The organism is Subtercola sp. PAMC28395 (genome assembly GCF_018889995.1).
In the GTDB taxonomy this organism is placed as follows: Bacteria; Actinomycetota; Actinomycetes; order Actinomycetales; family Microbacteriaceae; genus Subtercola.
In genome coordinates, this window is the sequence record NZ_CP076547.1 from 1,256,963 (window position 1) to 1,276,535 (window position 19,573).

The 19,573-nt window shown below is 56.8% G+C and carries 12 protein-coding genes; 11 read left to right on the plus strand and 1 reads right to left on the minus strand.

Features of this window, described 5'->3' with window-relative positions:
* Positions 1-333 precede the first annotated feature (333 nt).
* The 7 genes from KPL76_RS05845 (at position 334) to KPL76_RS05875 (ending at position 13,553) form a co-directional block, all read left to right on the plus strand.
* Positions 334-1,335 (plus strand): hypothetical protein, encoded by a 1,002-nt coding sequence (locus KPL76_RS05845; protein WP_216335526.1) that lies wholly within the window; start codon positions 334-336, stop codon positions 1,333-1,335.
* Positions 1,325-2,272, plus strand: a complete 948-nt coding sequence (locus KPL76_RS05850) for a hypothetical protein (protein ID WP_216335527.1) — start codon at positions 1,325-1,327, stop codon at positions 2,270-2,272. The genes KPL76_RS05845 and KPL76_RS05850 overlap by 11 nt, the downstream gene beginning before the upstream one ends.
* Before the next feature lie 129 nt (positions 2,273-2,401).
* A complete protein-coding gene (locus KPL76_RS05855; RefSeq protein WP_216335528.1) occupies positions 2,402-3,661 on the plus strand; it encodes a hypothetical protein in 1,260 nt (419 codons plus the stop codon).
* Between the two features lie 22 nt (positions 3,662-3,683).
* Positions 3,684-4,952 carry a hypothetical protein gene (locus KPL76_RS05860; protein WP_216335529.1) on the plus strand — a complete coding sequence of 423 codons (1,269 nt, stop codon included), beginning with the start codon at positions 3,684-3,686 and terminating at the stop codon, positions 4,950-4,952.
* A gap of 933 nt (positions 4,953-5,885) precedes the next feature.
* On the plus strand, positions 5,886-10,511 hold the full coding sequence (locus KPL76_RS05865; protein WP_216335530.1) for a DNRLRE domain-containing protein: 4,626 nt from the start codon (positions 5,886-5,888) through the stop codon (positions 10,509-10,511).
* 146 nt (positions 10,512-10,657) lie between these two features.
* Positions 10,658-11,971, plus strand: a complete 1,314-nt coding sequence (locus KPL76_RS05870) for a UDP-glucose/GDP-mannose dehydrogenase family protein (protein ID WP_216335531.1) — start codon at positions 10,658-10,660, stop codon at positions 11,969-11,971.
* A gap of 100 nt (positions 11,972-12,071) precedes the next feature.
* On the plus strand, positions 12,072-13,553 hold the full coding sequence (locus tag KPL76_RS05875) for a malate:quinone oxidoreductase (RefSeq protein ID WP_216335532.1): 1,482 nt from the start codon (positions 12,072-12,074) through the stop codon (positions 13,551-13,553).
* Here the strand turns inward: KPL76_RS05875 and KPL76_RS05880 are convergent.
* Complete coding sequence (locus tag KPL76_RS05880; RefSeq protein ID WP_216335533.1) at positions 13,550-13,975, minus strand: hypothetical protein; 426 nt, start codon at positions 13,973-13,975, stop codon at positions 13,550-13,552. The two genes, KPL76_RS05875 and KPL76_RS05880, sit on opposite strands and share 4 nt — an antisense overlap.
* A gap of 592 nt (positions 13,976-14,567) precedes the next feature.
* Here KPL76_RS05880 and rfbA point away from each other — a divergent pair.
* From rfbA to KPL76_RS05900, 4 genes are all read left to right on the plus strand, one after another.
* Positions 14,568-15,437 (plus strand): glucose-1-phosphate thymidylyltransferase RfbA, encoded by an 870-nt coding sequence (gene rfbA / locus KPL76_RS05885; RefSeq protein WP_216335534.1) that lies wholly within the window; start codon positions 14,568-14,570, stop codon positions 15,435-15,437.
* Positions 15,438-15,441: 4 nt separating this feature from the next.
* Complete coding sequence (gene rfbB / locus KPL76_RS05890) at positions 15,442-16,440, plus strand: dTDP-glucose 4,6-dehydratase (protein WP_216335535.1); 999 nt, start codon at positions 15,442-15,444, stop codon at positions 16,438-16,440.
* Positions 16,440-17,834, plus strand: a complete 1,395-nt coding sequence (locus KPL76_RS05895) for a bifunctional dTDP-4-dehydrorhamnose 3,5-epimerase family protein/NAD(P)-dependent oxidoreductase (protein WP_216335536.1) — start codon at positions 16,440-16,442, stop codon at positions 17,832-17,834. Before rfbB ends, KPL76_RS05895 begins: the two co-directional genes overlap by 1 nt.
* A gap of 173 nt (positions 17,835-18,007) precedes the next feature.
* The gene (locus tag KPL76_RS05900; RefSeq protein WP_216335537.1) at positions 18,008-19,510 is read left to right on the plus strand and encodes a sugar transferase; all 1,503 of its coding nucleotides are present in this window, start codon (positions 18,008-18,010) and stop codon (positions 19,508-19,510) included.
* The last annotated feature ends 63 nt before the right edge of the window (positions 19,511-19,573 follow it).

Genomic DNA, 19,573 nt, shown 5'->3' on the forward strand with positions numbered 1-19,573 from the left:
ACATTCCTGTTCCCACACTCAGGTAGGCGAAATCATGGTGCAAATGTGGCCAACGCACTCAGACCTGCCATTAAGATCAGCACGCTGATCCCGGATCATCAATTCACGAACATATCGCGATGGGCGAACGTTTCCAACTGGGGGTATGGTAACCGCCGAGTTCATCAACACGTGTCAGAATGAATTCGGGCTTTTGGCCCGAACAATCATCAATTCGATGAAGTTGCTTGGGGGGGGCTTGGTTCAAACACACTTTACTTGGACGCGTGCTGAAGAGGGTTTGCTCTCTAGGGCCACGGCTCCCAGTTCTCCGGAGTTACGTTGGACACGGTAATGAATGCCGTCGCGTGGGCGCTGCCACCCGGCTCGAAAACCCAAACTCGACCGGCTAAACTGGTTGACCAGCTCGTGAGACTCGGAGTGGTTTCAGCAAGCTCGCGCTATTACTTTCATGGCCGCGCCAAGTCATCCGGCATCTCAGTCAATGCAGGGAGCGTCTATCCGAGAGTGCCTGCGGGTGATACGCCCACAGCAGTCTTCTCGCCGGTGTTCCAAGCACGCGCGAATGCTTCGCGTTTGTGGTCGGACTTCTACGACGACTGGTCGCTCGCGCCGGATATCAATCTTGCGCATCGCGCCTTGAGTGCGAGGACCTACCGCGAAGCCCGCAAAGCTAAAGAACGATCCGGCCTGATGACCTGCAACTCGAAATACATGCAAGCTAAGTTGCGTCTTGAAGATCGCTTTCTCGTTCCCAATGGGGTTGATCAATCTTTGGCAAGAGTCGAACATCATGGTGATTCTGCCCGGCGACTTATCGTCCTGGGGCACTTTTTCAGCGGGCGGACGGATTTCGAACTTCTCGAGAAGATCAGTCGTGAGGGACGTTTCGATCAAATCGTTATAGGATCTCCGGGTTCTTCTAAGGAGATGGGGGCGGTGATTTCATCAATCCGAACGCAAACGACATCCGAATTGATACTTCGAGACTGGTTAGAACTTGAAGGTGCATCGCAATATCTCGGGCCCCGCACGGTCGCCCTTATCCCGCATGTGGTGAGTGACTATACGTTGAGTCAAGATCTCATGAAGGCATATCAATACCAGGCCCTCGGAATCAGAGTCATGTGCCCTCGACTACTTTGGCCCAGCGGACTAGACCTCGAAAACGTACTGCTCCTCGATATCGGTGTGGGCACGGATGCAGTGCGTGAATGGGTCGACAGTCCTGAACCAACGGATCTAGCTCGGAGCCAATTCGTGGACGCCAATTCATGGGAAATTCGAGCCAGGCAGGTAGTTGGTTTGATGGGTCAATTGAATAATGACAACTGACATCAGCATGGTCTTGTTCAGGCCGGGACGCGAAGACATCGTCGGAACTTTTAGGGCCTTAGGTGGAGTTAGATCCGAGTTCGCCACACTCAGATTGCTTGTTTCGGGCAATGAAGAACAGCGTCAGACCGTTGAGAACCTGGTAAGAGAAAGTGACCTTACTGATCGCGTGCACCTGACTCACAGGTTCGACAATCTCGGGTTTGCCTCGGGACACAATTTGTTGCTCCGCAACGCCTTCAGCGCCGGAGCAAAATCCGTCCTCGTCCTCAACCCGGACACGACCATCAAGCGCGGGGCGATCACCCGGTTGCTTAGCTACGTTCGCGAAGACGCGCGCTGCGCGCTGTATGGGCCAACTCTCGAACGAATCGACCCAGACTCCATACCTCGCTCGGAGAAAATTACAGACACTTTGGGTGTGATGTGGACGAAGACGGGTCGGCATCTTGACATTGGGCAGGGTGAAGCGTGGAACATCACCGAAGGGCGGATCGTCGAAAGGTCAGGTGTCAGTGGAGCGTGTCTCCTCGTCACTCCGTGCGCTTACGATGAGATCGTTTCACGCACAGGTTGGTTTTTCGATGATCTTTTTCTTGCGTATCGGGAAGATGCAGAGCTTGGAATTCGGGCAGGACTTGCCGGGATTACTTCCCGCGTGGTGGCGATGGAAGGCTTTGGACATGTTCGTTCTGTGCGGGGTGCGACTAGGGGAAAAGAAATTCCTGACCTGCTCGGAGTGCGAAATCGCTTCTTGATTCTGTTTCGTCTTCGAACTGACCGACCTGGGAACCTACCTTTGTCCATTTTGCGTGACGCCACGGTGATCCTCGCCGCCGCGCTGGTTGAGCGATCAAGTTGGTCGGGAGTAAAGTCGGCCTTTGCAATTCGACGGTTTGCGACCAATACCCGAACTCGGTTGCGCCTACAACCCTGAGTCTTTCGGTCTTTGCTGGAGGCGATAGTATCGAAGAACCGAATCGTGCAGCGTCGCCCGCGGGTACAGATAGTTCATAGGAATTGTCGTTCTTGACATGGTGGAGTTGGGGTTCAAGGTGTGGCGTCGATGACGGTTCTCGGAAAAGTTCAGGCTGGATTGAATCGGAAACGATATCTTCAGCGGTCTGCTGAACTCTCACAGCGAACCGTCGAACATATGCCGAAGGCACTGAGGTATCAAGGCCTCCACGCTGAATCACTCTCGCTCGTTGGTTTGTTGTCAGTCGCCGAACCTTCAGTGAATTTGCTTCTCCCTGAATTGCGCCGCGATGGCCTTTTTGCGGGTATAAAGACAGCGCTCGAGGTTGGGGTCGCGGTGGCATTGTCGAGAGGCGTCAAGCTGCGCCTTGTCGTGATGAATGCGCCGCCGTCGAAATCTGATATTGAGTACCTATGTGGCAAGCTGGCTGCCGAATTTGGCATCTCGATATCGCGTATCGAGGTCGTGCCCATTCACGAAATGAAGAATTCAGGTTTCTCCGAGAGCGATGTGTGGATTGCGACGTACTGGACCACTGCGCATGCCTTGGATGTCGCCGCCAGACTGCAGCTTATTGACCGACGCAGAGTCATTTATCTCATTCAAGATTATGAGCCGCTCTTCCTACCAGCTTCGACGGATTCCGCGCTCGCTTCGGCCACATATCACGCTGGCTTCGTCTCCCTGGTGAATTCTACGCCGCTCCGAGCTTTCCTCAAGGAGCGGGAGTCTTTGCAGGTAGATGCCGCACGTACGTTCGCTCCACGGTTGGATCATAAGTTGTTGGAGAAGGCGGCGCTCGAGCGAGAGAGTATGTCGGGCTCACTACGGATTCTATTTTATGGAAGGCCATCGAAGCCTCGAAACATGTTCAACTTGGGCGTCTCGGCCCTTCGATCTGTAGCGCCAGAACTAGTGAAATCGGGTTGTCACGTCACGTTCAGATCGATTGGGGAAACGCATCGCGACATTGAACTATCTGACGGCGCTGTGCTTCGATCGGTAGGCAAGGTGAGCTGGGGTGAGTACTTCAAGGTTCTAGCGTCGGCGGATGTCCTTCTGTCATTGCAAGCTAGTCCCCACCCATCCCATCCGCCATTGGACGCGGTCGCCAGCGGCGGTCGATCAGTTACAAATGAAGTAGCGGGTACCCGAGCCCATTTGCATCCAAGATTGTTCGCGGTCAACCCGGATCCCGATGAGCTATGCGGGGCTATTCTCGAGGCAAGATCGCAGCATGAAGCTGATCGAAGGGCGTCCGGCTTCGACGACGCGTTCATGTCTTCGTTGGGCGTGAATTTCGATAGTGCAATCGCGTCAACCGTTGACCAAATCGGTGCGTCTTGAACGCGTTGGCCGAGAAAGTCGCGTGGCAAAACGTGACCAGAGCTTTATGGGTCGCGTGAACAGGTATTCAAGGCAACTCTTCGTGTTGCTGACGTACTTCGCTATTCCCGCGATGGGAGCGGTAGCCCCTTTGCTGGTAATCCCTGCAATTTCGTCGCGATTCGGGGCAACTTCGTGGGCTTCTGTTGCGATTGCGCAATCGATAGGCGCGGCGGGTGCGGCGATCGCCGAGCTCGGTTGGGGCGTCGTTGGCCCCCAGCGTGTCGCTAGCACTTCCGGACTACGCAGGATCGTGATTTATCGAATCTCACTGAGTTCAAAGTTAGTTGCGACAGTCGTCGTTGCGCCTATCGCCGGAGCGGCGGCATACGTTATAGCTATCGACGACAAGCTCGTAGCAACCGTCCTGGCCGTCGGTATGGCACTGACGGCGTTGACGCCAAGTTGGTTCTTCATTGGCGAGGGATCCCCAGCAAAGGTACTCCTGTCGGAATCGGCACCGCGAGTAGTCTTCAACGTCTTGTCTGCACTAATGATTCTTGCCGGGCTTCCCCTGATGACGTACGGGCTCACTATGCTCGCCGTTCCGTTGGTGACGCTGGGAATAGCTGCGCTACTAATTGGCAAGCTCTCGATTCCACGAGCTAGAGACTTCAGAAATGTTCCCAAGGTGATTCGAAAGCAGCTTGTGCTCGTAAGTGGCAGGGGCCTCAGCGTGCTGTATACGACACTCCCGATCTCAATGGTTGGCGCATTTGTTCCTGGAGCTGTGCCTTTATTTGCCGCAACTGAACGTCTAATGCGCATGGCCCTAGCCATTTTGACGGGCATTCCGTCGCGTCTTCAAAGTTGGATTGGAGGTTCCGCGGACCGCGCCCAACGAAATTCTAGAAGCCGGTCGTCTATTTGGCTCAATTTGGTGCTTGGCGTCGTATGTGGTTTCTTCTTCGCGCTGCTCGCGCCTTTTGTGAGTCACTTCATCTTTGCCGGCGCGATAGACATCCCCATTTCACTCTCGGCCTTGTCCGGGTTCTTGATGATGTCAATTTGCTTCTCGCGAGGGCTCGGGCTGTCGTTGGTGGCCGCGGCACGTGCAAATTCGATCACGACGGCGACGCTGATGTCGGCGATAGTCGCGATTGGTTCAGTAGTGCCGCTTTCATTCTGGTTGGGGGCCCATGGGGCGGTCCTCGGTGAAATCCTCGCAGAGGTGACGGGGATCGCGGTGCAATTGGCCATTTTGAGGAAGGCGCTTCCGTCGCGCCGCCAGCAACCGCTGTTTGCTAGGTGACGTGACGTCAGTGTCGGAGCGAGGTGTCGAGTTTTGTGCCCTTCCGGATGACCGGCGAGGCCGCCAAATTATTCGACGGGGACTCTGATCGAGCGAGAAGCTTGCATTTGAGACTACGACTGTTGCATTTCGCGGATCGCCAGCTGCCGCGGGTGCGGGCTCGCAAACCAATAGCAAGCTACGGGTCACCTCCAGCCAGCCAACGTGCAAAATCGGTGCGTTCGAGTAGTGCTGAAGTGGTGCGACAGTAGCTCGGTCAAGCCGACGGTCGATGCTACCCGTCTGCACGAGAAGACGGGGCGAATCCGGCCCGCAATGAAGATCGCACAGACAACGCAAGCGCCTCCCGTTATGACCGCTTCGAGTCCCTGATTGTCCCGCGTAGCTATTTCAGATTGACCACTATTTCGTTCGGGGCGCAAGTCTGAGCCCCGAATGGGGGGGTAAGCTCGGGTCAGTGCCAGTGTTTTGGCGGGATGCAGCTTGCTGCACGGGGCGAGAGGTTTAGAATTGAACATTCTTCGGGGGCTCGTTTTCCTGGTCATCCTGTCAGTTTTCACCGGGGTTGCGGCGAGCCCAGCGTTAGCGCGGGAGTCAACCTCTGCACTCTCCTTGACTGCTTCGCCGAGCATCAACTACGCGGCTGCAGTCTCGGCGGCTCACCCGCGGCTTCTCGCAAATTCCTCAGACTTCAGTGCCCTCCGAAGCCGGATCCAAACTGACCCTCAGTCGATCAAATGGTATACAGCTCTGAGGACGCAGGCCGATGCGATTCTGAGTGCTCCGATTGTTACTTATGACAAGACTGACGGCGTTCGGCTTCTATCAGCGGCTCAAACAATCGCGAATAGGGCTTACACACTTGGGCTCGTCTGGCAGCTCTCGGGTAACGGAAAGTATGCGGAGCGACTTTGGAAAGACTTGGCTGCTGCGATGGCCTTTCCAGATTGGAATCCGGATCATTTCATAGACACTGCCCAGATTACCGAGGCATTCGCTATCTCCTACGACTGGGCTTTCGACTATTGGACAAGTGCCCGTAGGGGCCTATTGGTTTCGTCAATTCAGAACCGTGGATTGAATCGATCGATACCGGTGTACCAGTCAACCGATCCGACAGGGCCATACGCGTACGGGGGAAATTGGGCCATGCTCGGCTCGAACTGGAACGTGGTCTCTAATAGCGATATGGCACTCGGGGCCTTAGCCGTAGCGTCGGAAAATAGCACTCTGGCCAACACGGTGCTCAATTTTGCGTTGAACAGCTTACCGATCGGAGTATCGGCTTTCGCACCATCTGGTGGTTATGGCGAGGGCTTGAATTATTGGGACTTCGCCTCAAACAAGTTAGTGACGCTCATTTCATCGCTTCGAACGGCTACAGGCAGTGACTACGGCCTTAGCTCGCTTGCCGGTGTATCTGAAATCGGTTACTTCGGTACATATCTCCGGGGCGCTTCGGGGGTGCCGTTCAATTTCGGAGACGCAGACCCGAGCAGCTTTCGCCCGGCCACTCTCTTAGCGCTAGGCAAGATATTCAACAATCCAACATTTACGTATGCTGGGGCGCAAGACAGCAATCTCTCTGACAACCTTGCTCAACGGCTGATTTGGTTCGATCCGTCGCAAACAAGTCAGTCCCCGACAGCAGCCCAGCTTCCCATGGACAAATACTTCTCGAATGCCGGCGTGGGGACCTTCCGTTCTAGCTGGACGAATCCAAACGCGACTTTCGTTGGTGAACGCGGGGCGAGTCTTTACTCTCCCTCGACAAACGGGCACCAGCAGCTGGATGCTGGTTCCTTCGTGTTAGATGCTCTTGGTCAGAACTGGGCAGTCGAACTTGGAAAGGAAAACGATTCGTTTTCGGGGCTTGGCACATCTGATCGATGGAATTACCTACGGGAGCGCGCCGAGGGACAGAATACGCTGGTCATCAACCCGTCGAATCCAAACTCGGCGCGGGTAGATACCCCTACTGGTGTCTCATCGTTCTCGTCGAACTCCACCTCGGGATTTATGGTCACTGATTTGAGTGCCCAGTACCCAGATGTTTCGTCTTGGAAACGAGGTGTCCAGGTATTCGATTTCAAGGAGCAGACTGTAGTTCAGGATGAGATAGTCGCACCCAATCCGGTCGAGGCTTTGTGGTCAATGCACACCAAGGCAGCGATCAAAGTCGCGCCTGACGGTCGCTCCGCGATACTTACCCAGAACGGCGTGCAGCTTCTTGCGCGGATAAACTCAGCCGACCCATACACCTTTGTAGATGCACCGGCAGGCCCGTTACCAACCTCTCCTTCTCCCGTACAAAGTAGTAACGACGGCGTCAGAACCCTGGCCATCCGGATACAGGGGCAAGGGAATATTACCGTTAGTGTTCAGTTCAGCCCCGTGCGCGATCCGCAAGTAGCTCCCCCCGTCCAGGACAAAGTATTGGCCTTGGATCAATGGCAACTTCGTGCCGAGGGCACCAGTTCTGCAGCAGGAATCACGGTCGGAAGCGTACCAATCGCCAATTTTGCGCCCGCCGAGCTGTCATATGACGCCGCGCTGTCCCCTACGGCTACCCAGCCAGTGGTTGAGGCGCAAGGATCTCCCCAGTCAGTCGTGACCTCGACACCAGCGTCTAGTTTGCCTGGTTGGGCGTCCACGACAATTACTGAACCAGGAATGTCTCCCCGCACTTATCGGGTGTTCTTCGCTCGGTCAGCAATCGCCGTTAGCGCGGCAGCGGCCTCTTGGTCAACTGTAGGAACTCCTCCCGAATCCGCAATTGACGGCAACGAGTCCACATGGTGGGGCACATGGGGCGACCAGAGTTTGACGATTTCGTTGGTCGAACCTGAGCCAGTGCGCTATGCACAAATCTTTTGGCGCGGCAACGGTGCTGGATTGACCAAATTCGAGATCCAGACATCAATGGACAAAACCAGCTGGGCGACTCAGGTCAGCTCATCAAATACTTTTAAATCGCAGGCATGGCAAACATTGGCTCTCCCCGCGGGGCCCATCTCAAAATATGTTCGATTAGTCGTCCATGGAGACGGGAGTTCCGATTTGTACTCCGCAGTTATCGAAGCAAAATTCTTCAGTTATGACATAACTCAGACGGTATCGAGCCCCATTTCGGTTCCGTGGAGTGTCACAGCGACTGGTGTCCCTGGGCAGATGACATTGAACCAGACCGCCCAAGCGGATTACATTGCGAAGGACATACTTGGCGCTCTGAAAGATAGATCAAGTTTGTCTGTCAAATATTCAACAAGCGATCCGAATGTCGCGAGTGTTAGTTCTCTTGGCTTAGTAACCGCTAGAGGCGCTGGCAGCATAAGGATAGGGGTGACAGTTACTTCGATCGATGGGACGGTCGAGTATGGGTCGGTTCCGGTCGTACTAACTGATCCCACTCGGTTCAGGATTTATGCGAGTGAGGATTCGTACGTGCAAGGGGGCGCGACGGCGTCGACGAATTATGGGTCTGCGGTGACGTTGTCGGTGAAGCCGAGTACTGACGCTGGTTCGAATCGGTCAGCGTTTTTGCGGTTTGATTTGTCTGCGTTGCAGGGTGCTCAGGTTCAGTCGGCGGTGTTGTCGTTGGATTCCCAGGTTTTGGAGTCGGGGCCAGCTACGGTTCGGTTGGATGCGCATGCGGTGACGGGGGCGTGGTCGGAGTCGGGGTTGACGTACGCGAATGCTCCTGCGTTGGGTGCGACGGTGTCGAGTCTGACGGCCGATCGGACTTTGGCTTATCGATCGGGGGATGTCACGGGGTATACGGCGGCTCTGGTTTCGGCCGGGTCCTCTTCGATGTCGCTCGGTGTGACTCAGGACAGCTGGTATTACAGCTTCGGAGGTATTCAGTCCCTCGTCATGAGTAGGGAAAGCAATTACCGGCCCTATATCGACGTGGTCATCGCCCCGAGTCCGGCTGCGGTGGTTCCTGCTCATATTCTGGGCTCGGTTTCGGTGTCTGGGGTTCCTGCGGGGATGACGTTGGGTCAGGCTGCATCAGCGTCGTATGCGGTGAAGGATTCGACGGGATTGTCGATGAGTTCGGCGGGGATGACAGTTTCGTTTGTGTCGAGTAACTCGTCGGTGGCGTCGGTTGATTCTGGGGGGCGGGTGGTTGCGGTTGCGGTTGGTAACGCAACGATCACTGTTTCGGTTGTATCAGGCGATGTCACGGCGAAGGCCTCGATTGCTGTCGCGGTGTCGGACGTTACTCGGTTCAGGATTTATGCGAGTGAGGATTCGTACGTGCAAGGGGGCGCGACGGCGTCGACGAATTATGGGTCTGCGGTGACGTTGTCGGTGAAGCCGAGTACTGACGCTGGTTCGAATCGGTCAGCGTTTTTGCGGTTTGATTTGTCTGCGTTGCAGGGTGCTCAGGTTCAGTCGGCGGTGTTGTCGTTGGATTCCCAGGTTTTGGAGTCGGGGCCAGCTACGGTTCGGTTGGATGCGCATGCGGTGACGGGGGCGTGGTCGGAGTCGGGGTTGACGTACGCGAATGCTCCTGCGTTGGGTGCGACGGTGTCGAGTCTGACGGCCGATCGGACTTTGGCTTATCGATCGGGGGATGTCACGGGGTATACGGCGGCTCTGGTTTCGGCCGGGTCCTCTTCGATGTCGCTCGGTGTGACTCAGGACAGCTGGTATTACAGCTTCGGAGGTATTCAGTCCCTCGTCATGAGTAGGGAAAGCAATTACCGGCCCTATATCGACGTGGTCATCGCCCCGAGTCCGGCTGCGGTGGTTCCTGCTCATATTCTGGGCTCGGTTTCGGTGTCTGGGGTTCCTGCGGGGATGACGTTGGGTCAGGCTGCATCAGCGTCGTATGCGGTGAAGGATTCGACGGGATTGTCGATGAGTTCGGCGGGGATGACAGTTTCGTTTGTGTCGAGTAACTCGTCGGTGGCGTCGGTTGATTCTGGGGGGCGGGTGGTTGCGGTTGCGGTTGGTAACGCAACGATCACTGTTTCGGTTGTATCAGGCGATGTCACGGCGAAGGCCTCGATTGCTGTCGCGGTGTCGGACGTTACTCGGTTCAGGATTTATGCGAGTGAGGATTCGTACGTGCAAGGGGGCGCGACGGCGTCGACGAATTATGGGTCTGCGGTGACGTTGTCGGTGAAGCCGAGTACTGACGCTGGTTCGAATCGGTCAGCGTTTTTGCGGTTTGATTTGTCTGCGTTGCAGGGTGCTCAGGTTCAGTCGGCGGTGTTGTCGTTGGATTCCCAGGTTTTGGAGTCGGGGCCAGCTACGGTTCGGTTGGATGCGCATGCGGTGACGGGGGCGTGGTCGGAGTCGGGGTTGACGTACGCGAATGCTCCTGCGTTGGGTGCGACGGTGTCGAGTCTGACGGCCGATCGGACTTTGGCTTATCGATCGGGGGATGTCACGGGGTATACGGCGGCTCTGGTTTCGGCCGGGTCCTCTTCGATGTCGCTCGGTGTGACTCAGGACAGCTGGTATTACAGCTTCGGAGGCATCGGGACCGCGATTATGAGTAGGGAAAGCAATTACCGGCCCTATATCGACGTGGTCATCGCCCCGTAGCCGTAGAGCCGCACCAATTTACACGTCCACAGTCGAGAAGTTCTGCTGAGGGGTGTCACGTGGAACCATGGTGGAAACACTGAACTGGTAAGAATGTTCTCAGAGCACAATACTGCGGCAATCTCAGGTCAAGTAAGGAAGCGAATTTGAAAATCTCGGTCATAGGTTGTGGGTATTTGGGTGCTGTTCACGCAGCAGCAATGGCAGAGCTAGGCCACGATGTGGTGGGGGTAGACGTTGATGAGGCAAAGATAAAGATTCTTGCCTCCGGTAGCGCCCCTTTCTTCGAGCCTGGCCTTCCCGAAATTCTTTCCACCGGCATCGCGCAAGGTCGCCTGTTGTTTACAAGTGACATTTCAAGAGTCAAAGGTGCGCAAGTCCACTTCGTGGCAGTCGGCACTCCTCAGAAGAAGGGGGAGAACGCTGCAGATCTGACGTATGTCAACGCTGCTATCGAGGCACTCCTGCCATATCTCGGCGAGGGTGAACTTGTCGCCGGGAAGTCGACGGTACCTGTCGGCACCGCGCAGCGGCTCGCAGAGAGACTCGCCGAGGCCGGATCAGGAGCCATGTTGGCATGGAACCCAGAATTTCTGCGCGAAGGTTTCGCGGTACAGGACACCATCAGCCCCGATCGGCTCGTATACGGCGTCGCCCCGGGCGAGATCGGGGCGGCGGCCAAGGCTCTGCTCGATGAGGTCTACGCCACAGCATTGTCGATAGAAACACCGCTCGTTGTCACGGACTACGCGACCGCTGAATTGGTGAAGGTCTCGGCAAACGCCTTTCTTGCAACCAAGATCTCTTTCATCAATGCGATGGCTGAAATCGCTGAGAGCACGGGCGCTGATGTCACTCAGCTTGCCGATGCCATCGGGTTCGACGCCCGAATCGGGCGTCGCTTCCTGAACGCCGGGGTCGGGTTCGGCGGAGGCTGCTTGCCAAAGGACATTCGGGCTTTCACGGCTCGAGCCGAAGAACTCGGCCGGGGTGAGTCAGTCGCATTTCTAAAGGAAGTCGACTCGATAAACTTGCGACGCCGCCAGAAGGTCGTCGATCTCGTCGTGGAATCCTTCGGCGGCAGCGTGTTCGGCAAGCGAGTTGCTGTGCTTGGCCTGGCGTTCAAGCCCGACTCCGATGACATCAGAGACTCGCCCGCTCTGGACGTAGCTGTACAGCTCAAGGGCCTCGGTGCAGAGGTTCTCGCGATCGACCCGGAGGCGAACTCAAACGCTGCACGGACGCACCCGCAGTTGAACTATGTCTCCGACGTCGACGACGCACTGACCGGAGCGGAGGCAGTGGTGGTCGTGACGGAGTGGAAGCAGTTCAGGGAACTCGATCCTGTTCGCGTCGCAGGCCTCGTCTCCCGACCCTTCGTGATCGACGGGCGTAACTGTCTCGACCCGGTTGCCTGGCGGGCAGCAGGTTGGACCTACAAGGGGCTTGGTCGCCCCTAGAGATTATGGGGATTGTCCGATGCGGCCAATTGGAAAGATCGCCGTTTCTTGCTTTCCGCTACCGCCCAGTTGCGCGGAAATGGCGCCGTAGAATTGATGGGTGAGCACAGTAACTAAACCCGTCGACGTCGTTTTGATCGGTGGTGGCATCATGAGTGCCACCCTTGGCGCATTGATCAAACTACTCCAGCCCGGCTGGAGCATCCAGATCTTTGAGAAGCTCGACGCTGTTGCGCTTGAGAGCTCCAACCCGTGGAACAACGCCGGCACCGGCCACGCCGCGCTGTGTGAGCTGAACTACATGCCGCAGGCCGCTGACGGCAGCGTCGAAAGCTCGAAGGCCGTGGCCATCAATGAGCAGTTCCAGGTGAGCCGGCAGCTGTGGTCGTACCTGATTGAAAGAGGATTGCTCGGCGCACCCGAGACTTTCATCAACCAGACTCCTCACATGACGTTCGTCTCGGGGGCGTCGAATGTCGAGTACCTCAAGAAGCGATATGAGGTTCTGAAAGAGGAGCCATTGTTTGAAGGGATCGAGTATTCTGACGACCCCAGAGTGATCTATGGGTGGGCGCCGCTCCTCATGCGTGACCGTCGCAAAGGCGAACCCGTCGCTGCTACTCGCGTGCCGGCCGGGACCGACGTCGATTTCGGGTCGCTGACGCATCAACTTTTCGACTACCTTCGCGACAATGGCGCTGAGCTGCACACCGGTCGAAGTGTGAACAGCCTGAAGAAGCAGAGTGACGGCACGTGGAACGTCGGGTTCCGTCACCTCGTGGGGGGTACCCCGGCAAAGGTGAACGCCCGATTCGTGTTCGTGGGCGCCGGCGGTGGTGCTCTGCATCTTCTCCAGAAGTCGGGCATTCCCGAGATCAAGGGGTTTGGTGGGTTCCCGATCAGCGGTGAATTCCTCCGCACCGACAATCCTGCAGTGGTGCGCGAGCACCAGGCGAAGGTCTACGGCAAGGCCGCGGTGGGTGCGCCGCCCATGTCAGTACCCCACCTCGACAAGCGTGTCGTCGACGGGGAAGCTTCGCTGCTTTTTGGGCCCTACGCCGGCTTCAGCCCGAAGTTTCTCAAGTCGGGCTCATGGATGGATCTCCCTTTGTCGATCAAGCCGGGCAACATCGGCCCGATGCTGGCCGTTGCTCGTGACAACTTCGATCTTCTCAAGTACCTGATCAGCGAGGTGTTCGCCAGTCGTACCAAGAAGCTGAAGGCGCTTCAGGAGTTCATGCCCACTGCGCGGGCCGAGGATTGGTACTTGATCACTGCAGGTCAGCGAGTGCAGGTCATGAAGAAAGATGCGAAGAAGGGCGGCGTGCTTCAGTTCGGTACCGAGGTGGTCACTTCTGCAGACGGATCGATCGCAGGCCTGTTGGGCGCCTCTCCAGGGGCGTCGACTGCTGTGCCGATCATGCTCGAGTTGATCGAACGATGCTTTCCGTCGCAGTATGAGGGTTGGGTACCTGCGCTTAAGAAGATGATTCCTTCTCTCGGCACAAAATTGAACGAATCGCCGTCGAAGGCCAAGAAAACGCTCTCTGAGACGGCGAAGGTTCTGGACCTCGCGGTCTAGCTTCGCTCGACCTTCTTCCACGTGGCGGCATTGTCAGCGGACGTGTAAAGGTCATTGTTCGCCCAGAGCCAGAGTTCGCCTCCCGACACAGCCAACGCGAGCGCAGTAGGGCTCGTAACAGCTGCAAGGCAACCGAGATCGGCGGCACCCGCAGAAGACGAACCGGTGGGCAGGTTCTTGAATCTCACTCCCGAGCACCCGGTGTCTCCGAAGACAGCGATGTCGACACCTGAGTCCTTCTTGGCGACGGCGTAGATACCGGGGATGTGGATGTCTGACGGCAGTATGGCTGCAGACAGATTCGACGTACGGTCTGGGTAGGCCTGCCAGAACTCGCCCTGGGTGAACGTGCTCACTGCGGTGGGGGTGCAGCCCGACTCGACCCGCGCCAGCACATTCACCTGAGAATCGGTGACCACCATAAGTGCGTCGATTTGCCGGAGTATTACGTCGGTCGGCGTGACTGATGACCACGTTATGCCGCCGTCGGTGGTGCGCTCAACTATTGGGGGTGGGCCATCGCATGCCCCACGGGTAGCTCGGAATCCGACGCCCTGACCCGTGAACCCTAGGAAGCGCAAGTTTGAGCCCTCGCTGACGGGTGGGATGCTCGGCAACACGGTCGGCGTCATAGATGGCGTAACAGGTGCCTTTGAGGCAGAAATCGATGCAGTTGGTGACGGCAGCTTCAGTACACCTGAAGCGGTTTCAACCGCTGGAGGTCGCAGCGCGAAGAAGACGAGCACGATATCGGCCGCCAGAAACAGAACTATCGCAGTGATCGCCCACATCCGGAACCGCCGATTCTTCTTCATCGCGGCATCACGGATGGTCCGTCAGGGTAAAAATTCACAGCCATTCCTCCGGAGCTCGTTGCGAACCGGCGTCATTGACGGATGGGGCGATCAGTAGGGGACTAGACCAACAGCCTACGCTGAAAGTCAGAGGCGGGATATTCTTGCTATGAGAAGTGCGGATTTGTAACCAGAGCGATCGATCCCCCATCATGGTCACATGAGGGGAATTATTCTTGCGGGCGGTTCGGGTACGAGGCTTCACCCAATCACGCTTGGCATATCGAAACAGTTGGTGCCGATCTACGACAAGCCGATGATCTACTACCCGCTGTCGACTCTTATCAACGCCGGTATCAGGGAGATCCTGATAATCACGACTCCTCATGACGCCGAACAGTTCAAACGGTTACTTGGAGACGGGTCGCAATTCGGGATTTCTTTGACCTTCGCTGTGCAGCCAGAGCCGAATGGATTGGCGCAGGCGTTTGTCATTGGAGCTTCATTCATCGGTAACGAAAGCGTTGCTCTGGTCCTGGGGGACAATATCTTCTACGGTCCGGGGCTGGGAGCTAAGCTTTCACGTTTCAGCAACATTGATGGCGGTGCTGTGTTTGCCTACTGGGTTGCCGAACCGTCCGCATACGGTGTTGTCGATTTTGACGAAAACGGCGTTGCGTTGTCGCTTGAAGAAAAGCCAGCGAACCCCAAAAGCAACTATGCGGTGCCCGGACTTTACTTCTACGACAACGATGTTGTCGAAATCGCGGCGGGGCTGAACCCGTCCGCGCGGGGTGAATACGAGATCACCGATGTCAACTCCGTTTATCTGGAGCAAGGCCGATTGAAGGTCGAGGTGCTACCTCGCGGAACTGCATGGCTCGACACGGGAACCTTCGATTCGATGACCGATGCTAGCGAGTACGTGCGTACTATTGAGCGACGCCAGGGTCTCAAGATCGGATCACCGGAAGAAGTTGCATGGAGGCAAGGATTCCTCACGGATGACGAGCTTCGTGTGCGAGCCAATAAACTATTGAAATCGGGCTACGGTGCCTACTTGATTGAAGCTATCGAGCGGGGTAAATAGGCATATGGGCACGATTCTTGTCACCGGCGGAGCCGGCTTCATTGGTTCAAATTTCGTGCACTACGTAATCGAGAACACTGGTCATTCAGTAACGGTTCTCGATTCGCTGACCTACGCGGGAAATCGGGCCTCGCTTCTGGGACTACCAGACGATCGGTTCGAGTTCGTGCACGGAGATATACGGGACGCTGAGCTCGTTGATGAGTTGTTCGCTCGTCATGACGCAGTCGTCCACTACGCGGCAGAGTCGCACAATGACAATTCGCTCCATGACCCGCGGCCGTTCCTCGAGACGAACATAATCGGCACGTACACCCTGCTTGAGGCGGCGCGTCGTCACGGAACACGGTTCCATCACATCTCGACTGATGAAGTGTATGGTGACCTCGAACTCGACGACCCGGCGAGGTTCACAGAAGATACGCCGTATAACCCCTCGAGCCCTTACTCTTCAACCAAGGCTGGATCAGACCTATTGGTGCGAGCGTGGGTACGATCGTTCGGTGTCCAAGCGACCATCAGCAACTGCTCCAACAACTACGGCCCGTACCAGCACGTCGAGAAATTCATTCCTCGTCAGATCACAAACGTGCTCACCGGCCACCGGCCCAAGCTTTACGGAGCTGGCGAGAACGTGCGTGACTGGATCCATGCAAATGATCACTCATCGGCAGTGCTCACCATTCTCGACAAGGGCGTGATCGGCGAAACTTACTTGATCGGTGCCGACGGAGAGAAGAACAACAAGGACGTTGTTGAACTCATCCTTACCCTCTTGGGGCAGGAGCCTGACGCCTACGATCATGTCATCGATCGACCGGGCCACGACATGCGCTACGCGATCGACTCGGCGAAGCTTCGAACCGACTTGGGGTGGCTGCCGAAATTTTCGGATTTCGAAAGTGGGCTTGCTGAAACCATCGAATGGTATCGGGCGCACGAATCGTGGTGGATGCCCCAGAAGGCAGAAGCCGAGGCTCGTTACAAGGAACAGGGACAGTAATGGCTGGCTCCACGGGATTGACGGCGACGCAAACACCGATCCCGGGGCTGGTCTTGTTCGATCTGCCGGTTCATGGTGACAACCGCGGGTGGTTCAAGGAGAACTGGCAGCGGGAGAAGATGGTGGCGGCGGGCTTGCCAGACTTCGGCCCCGTTCAGAACAATATCTCTTTCAACGGCGCGGCGGGTACGACGCGAGGCATCCACGCCGAGCCGTGGGACAAGTTCGTCTCAGTTGCGGCTGGTCGTATATTCGGCGCGTGGGTCGACCTGCGTGAGGGCCCCACTTTCGGAGCAGTCTTCACCGCCGAGCTCGGCCCGTCGCGAGCGATCTTCGTTCCCTATGGAGTGGGAAATTCCTACCAGACACTTGAAGATGAGACGGCGTATTCGTATCTAGTGAATGATCACTGGAGCGCGAATGCGTCATACACGTTCCTGAACCTGGCTGATGAGACGGTTGCAATCGACTGGCCGATACCCCTGGCCGAAGCCGAACTTAGTGACAAGGACCGTGCGCACCCTCGAATGGCTGATGTCACACCGATGTCAGGGCGCAAGACGTTGGTGTTGGGGGCGGGTGGCCAACTCGGTAAAGCTCTTCGTGAAGTGTTTCCTGCCGCTGAGTTTGTCGGGAGAGCAGAGTTCGACGTCGCGGAGGCTTCGAGCTTCGAAGGTCGCCACTGGCGGTCTTACGAGGTAATCATCAACGCTTCTGCGTACACGAAAGTCGATGAGGCTGAGACCGACCTCGGTCGGCGAGAAGCTTGGCGGGCGAACGTGAGCGGCGTATCGCTCTTGGCGCAGGTGGCCAGCGAGAACGGGATCACGCTCGTTCACGTGTCGAGTGATTACGTGTTCGATGGCGCGCGAGACACGCACTCGGAGGATGAGCCACTGAGCCCGCTCGGTGTGTACGGGCAGACCAAAGCGGCGGGCGATGCAATCGTCTCGGCGCTGGCTCGCCACTACATTGTGCGCACGAGCTGGGTCATTGGTGAGGGCAACAATTTTGTTCGCACGATGGCATCACTCGCAGAACGCGGCATTTCGCCGAGCGTTGTGAATGACCAAATCGGCAGGTTGAGTTTTACCCGCGACATCGCGGCGGGAATTGCCCACCTTCTGCGAACGGGGGCCCCGTTCGGTACCTACAACCTGACGAACGATGGCCAACCGCGGTCATGGGCTGACCTTGCATCTCGGGTGTACGAAATTCTCGGGCACGACCCGGCCCGGGTGTCTGGCGTTTCTACGGAATCATATTTCGCAGGCAAAAGTGCGGCCCCGCGCCCCTTGAACAGCACGTTAGACCTTAAGAAGACAATCGCGACGGGCTTTCGGCCGCGAGATGCGGATGAGGCTCTTGCCGACTACCTGTTGTCGACCGAGTAACTTCGATCGCGAAGGCCTAAGCTTGTACCTCAAACGGGGTACAGAGATATTCGCTCGAAGATGTCGGGCGCGTAAATTCTCTGGCTTGAGAAAGCCAGCGAGCTGACGCGAACAGTAGTCTTTCGAATGTACTTTTCGTGTTTCTTGATGGCGAATGTGCACGGGGGCAGGCAATGACGGTAGACGAAAGACAGCAGACCAACGTGGTTCATCGAGGGCAGGGGTCGCTTGACTGGCGTCGAGCCTACGCACGACGTCTGGTGATTTCCGACCTTCTAGTCATCACAGTGACTGTGGCGCTCACGCAGCTGATCTGGTTCGGCTTCGGGCTCAAAAACGCGTTTACGACGGGGGCCGATGCATCCGACCCGTTCAGCAACTTCAGCGGCTTGTACACGCTCATCTCGATTGCTGTCGTCTTGCTTTGGATGTTGACGCTCAGCTTGTACGGGTCGCGCGGCGATCGCATCGTGGGTACAGGAAATTCTGAGTACCGGGTCATCTTTGACGTGAGTTGGAGACTATTTGGGCTCTTTGCAATCTTCGCCTTTCTCTTTCGAATTGATTTCAGCCGTGGGTTCTTCTTGATTTCGCTGCCTCTCGGGGTGATCGCTTTGGTGGTCAGCCGGGTGCTGTGGCGTCGTTGGCTGAAGAAGCAACGCAAATCGGGTTTCTACAGCGCCCAGGTGTTGCTTGTCGGCTCTATGGATTCTGTGCTGCACATCGCCAAAGAGCTCGGGAGATTCCCTGAAGCGGGCTACCACGTGGTCGGCGCTTGCACGGCGAGCGGGCGAGTGGCCGACTATCTCCCGGGCACCGACATTCCTATTGCAGGCAGCGTCGACCTCATCGGGCCCGCGATTGCGGCGACGGGTGCAGACACCATCGTCATTACGAGCTCAGACGAACTCTCCCCAGACAAGATCAGAGAGTTGAGCTGGTCGCTCGAACCGGGCCGCCAGCACCTGGTGGTGGCGCCGAGCCTCACCGACATCGGAGGGCCGCGCATCCACACCCGCCCGGTGGCGGGCCTACCCCTTATTCATGTGGAGACTCCTCGCTATGAAGGGTTCAAGCGTTATCAGAAGCGCATTTTCGATGTTGTCTCATCGGGCGCGCTGATTCTGCTGCTGAGCCCGGTGCTGATCGGCATCGCGATGATCGTGCGACTCAGCACTCCGGGCCCGGTGTTCTTCAGGCAGGAACGCGTCGGGCTCAATGGTTCGAGATTTTCGATGATGAAGTTTCGGTCGATGGTGCCTGATGCTGAGGCGTTGCTCAACGAACTCGTGCTCGAGGACCGCGATGCGGGCAACACCATGCTCTTCAAGATGAAGGATGACCCCCGCATCACCCCCATTGGCAAGGTGCTTCGGCGTTACAGCCTCGACGAATTGCCTCAATTGTTCAATGTGTTTCGTGGAGACATGTCGCTCATCGGGCCGCGGCCGCCCCTGCAACGTGAGGTGGACCAGTACGAGAACCACGTTCACCGGCGCTTCTTGATGAAACCCGGAATCACTGGGCTTTGGCAGGTCAGTGGGCGTTCGGACCTCTCGTGGGAAGACTCGGTTCGTCTCGACCTCTACTACGTTGAAAACTGGTCAATGGTGGGTGACTTCGTTATTTTGCTGAAGACAGCGCGAGCCGTTCTGGGGAGCGACGGCGCGTATTAGTCGTGGGAACTCGGCCGAGGCGATGACTAGAGGCGCAACGAATGCCGCACCTTGGGAACCCGC

Coding starts and splice junctions, on each gene's coding strand:
- KPL76_RS05895 (WP_216335536.1), top strand. CDS start 16,440: ATGGCTGGCTCCACGGGATTGACGGCGACGCAAACACCGATCCCGGGG.
- rfbB (WP_216335535.1), top strand. CDS start 15,442: ATGGGCACGATTCTTGTCACCGGCGGAGCCGGCTTCATTGGTTCAAAT.
- KPL76_RS05865 (WP_216335530.1), top strand. CDS start 5,886: ATGGCCTTTCCAGATTGGAATCCGGATCATTTCATAGACACTGCCCAG.
- KPL76_RS05850 (WP_216335527.1), top strand. CDS start 1,325: ATGACAACTGACATCAGCATGGTCTTGTTCAGGCCGGGACGCGAAGAC.
- KPL76_RS05900 (WP_216335537.1), top strand. CDS start 18,008: ATGACGGTAGACGAAAGACAGCAGACCAACGTGGTTCATCGAGGGCAG.
- KPL76_RS05880 (WP_216335533.1), bottom strand. CDS start 13,975: ATGGTGGTCACCGATTCTCAGGTGAATGTGCTGGCGCGGGTCGAGTCG.
- KPL76_RS05845 (WP_216335526.1), top strand. CDS start 334: ATGAATGCCGTCGCGTGGGCGCTGCCACCCGGCTCGAAAACCCAAACT.
- KPL76_RS05855 (WP_216335528.1), top strand. CDS start 2,402: ATGACGGTTCTCGGAAAAGTTCAGGCTGGATTGAATCGGAAACGATAT.
- rfbA (WP_216335534.1), top strand. CDS start 14,568: ATGAGGGGAATTATTCTTGCGGGCGGTTCGGGTACGAGGCTTCACCCA.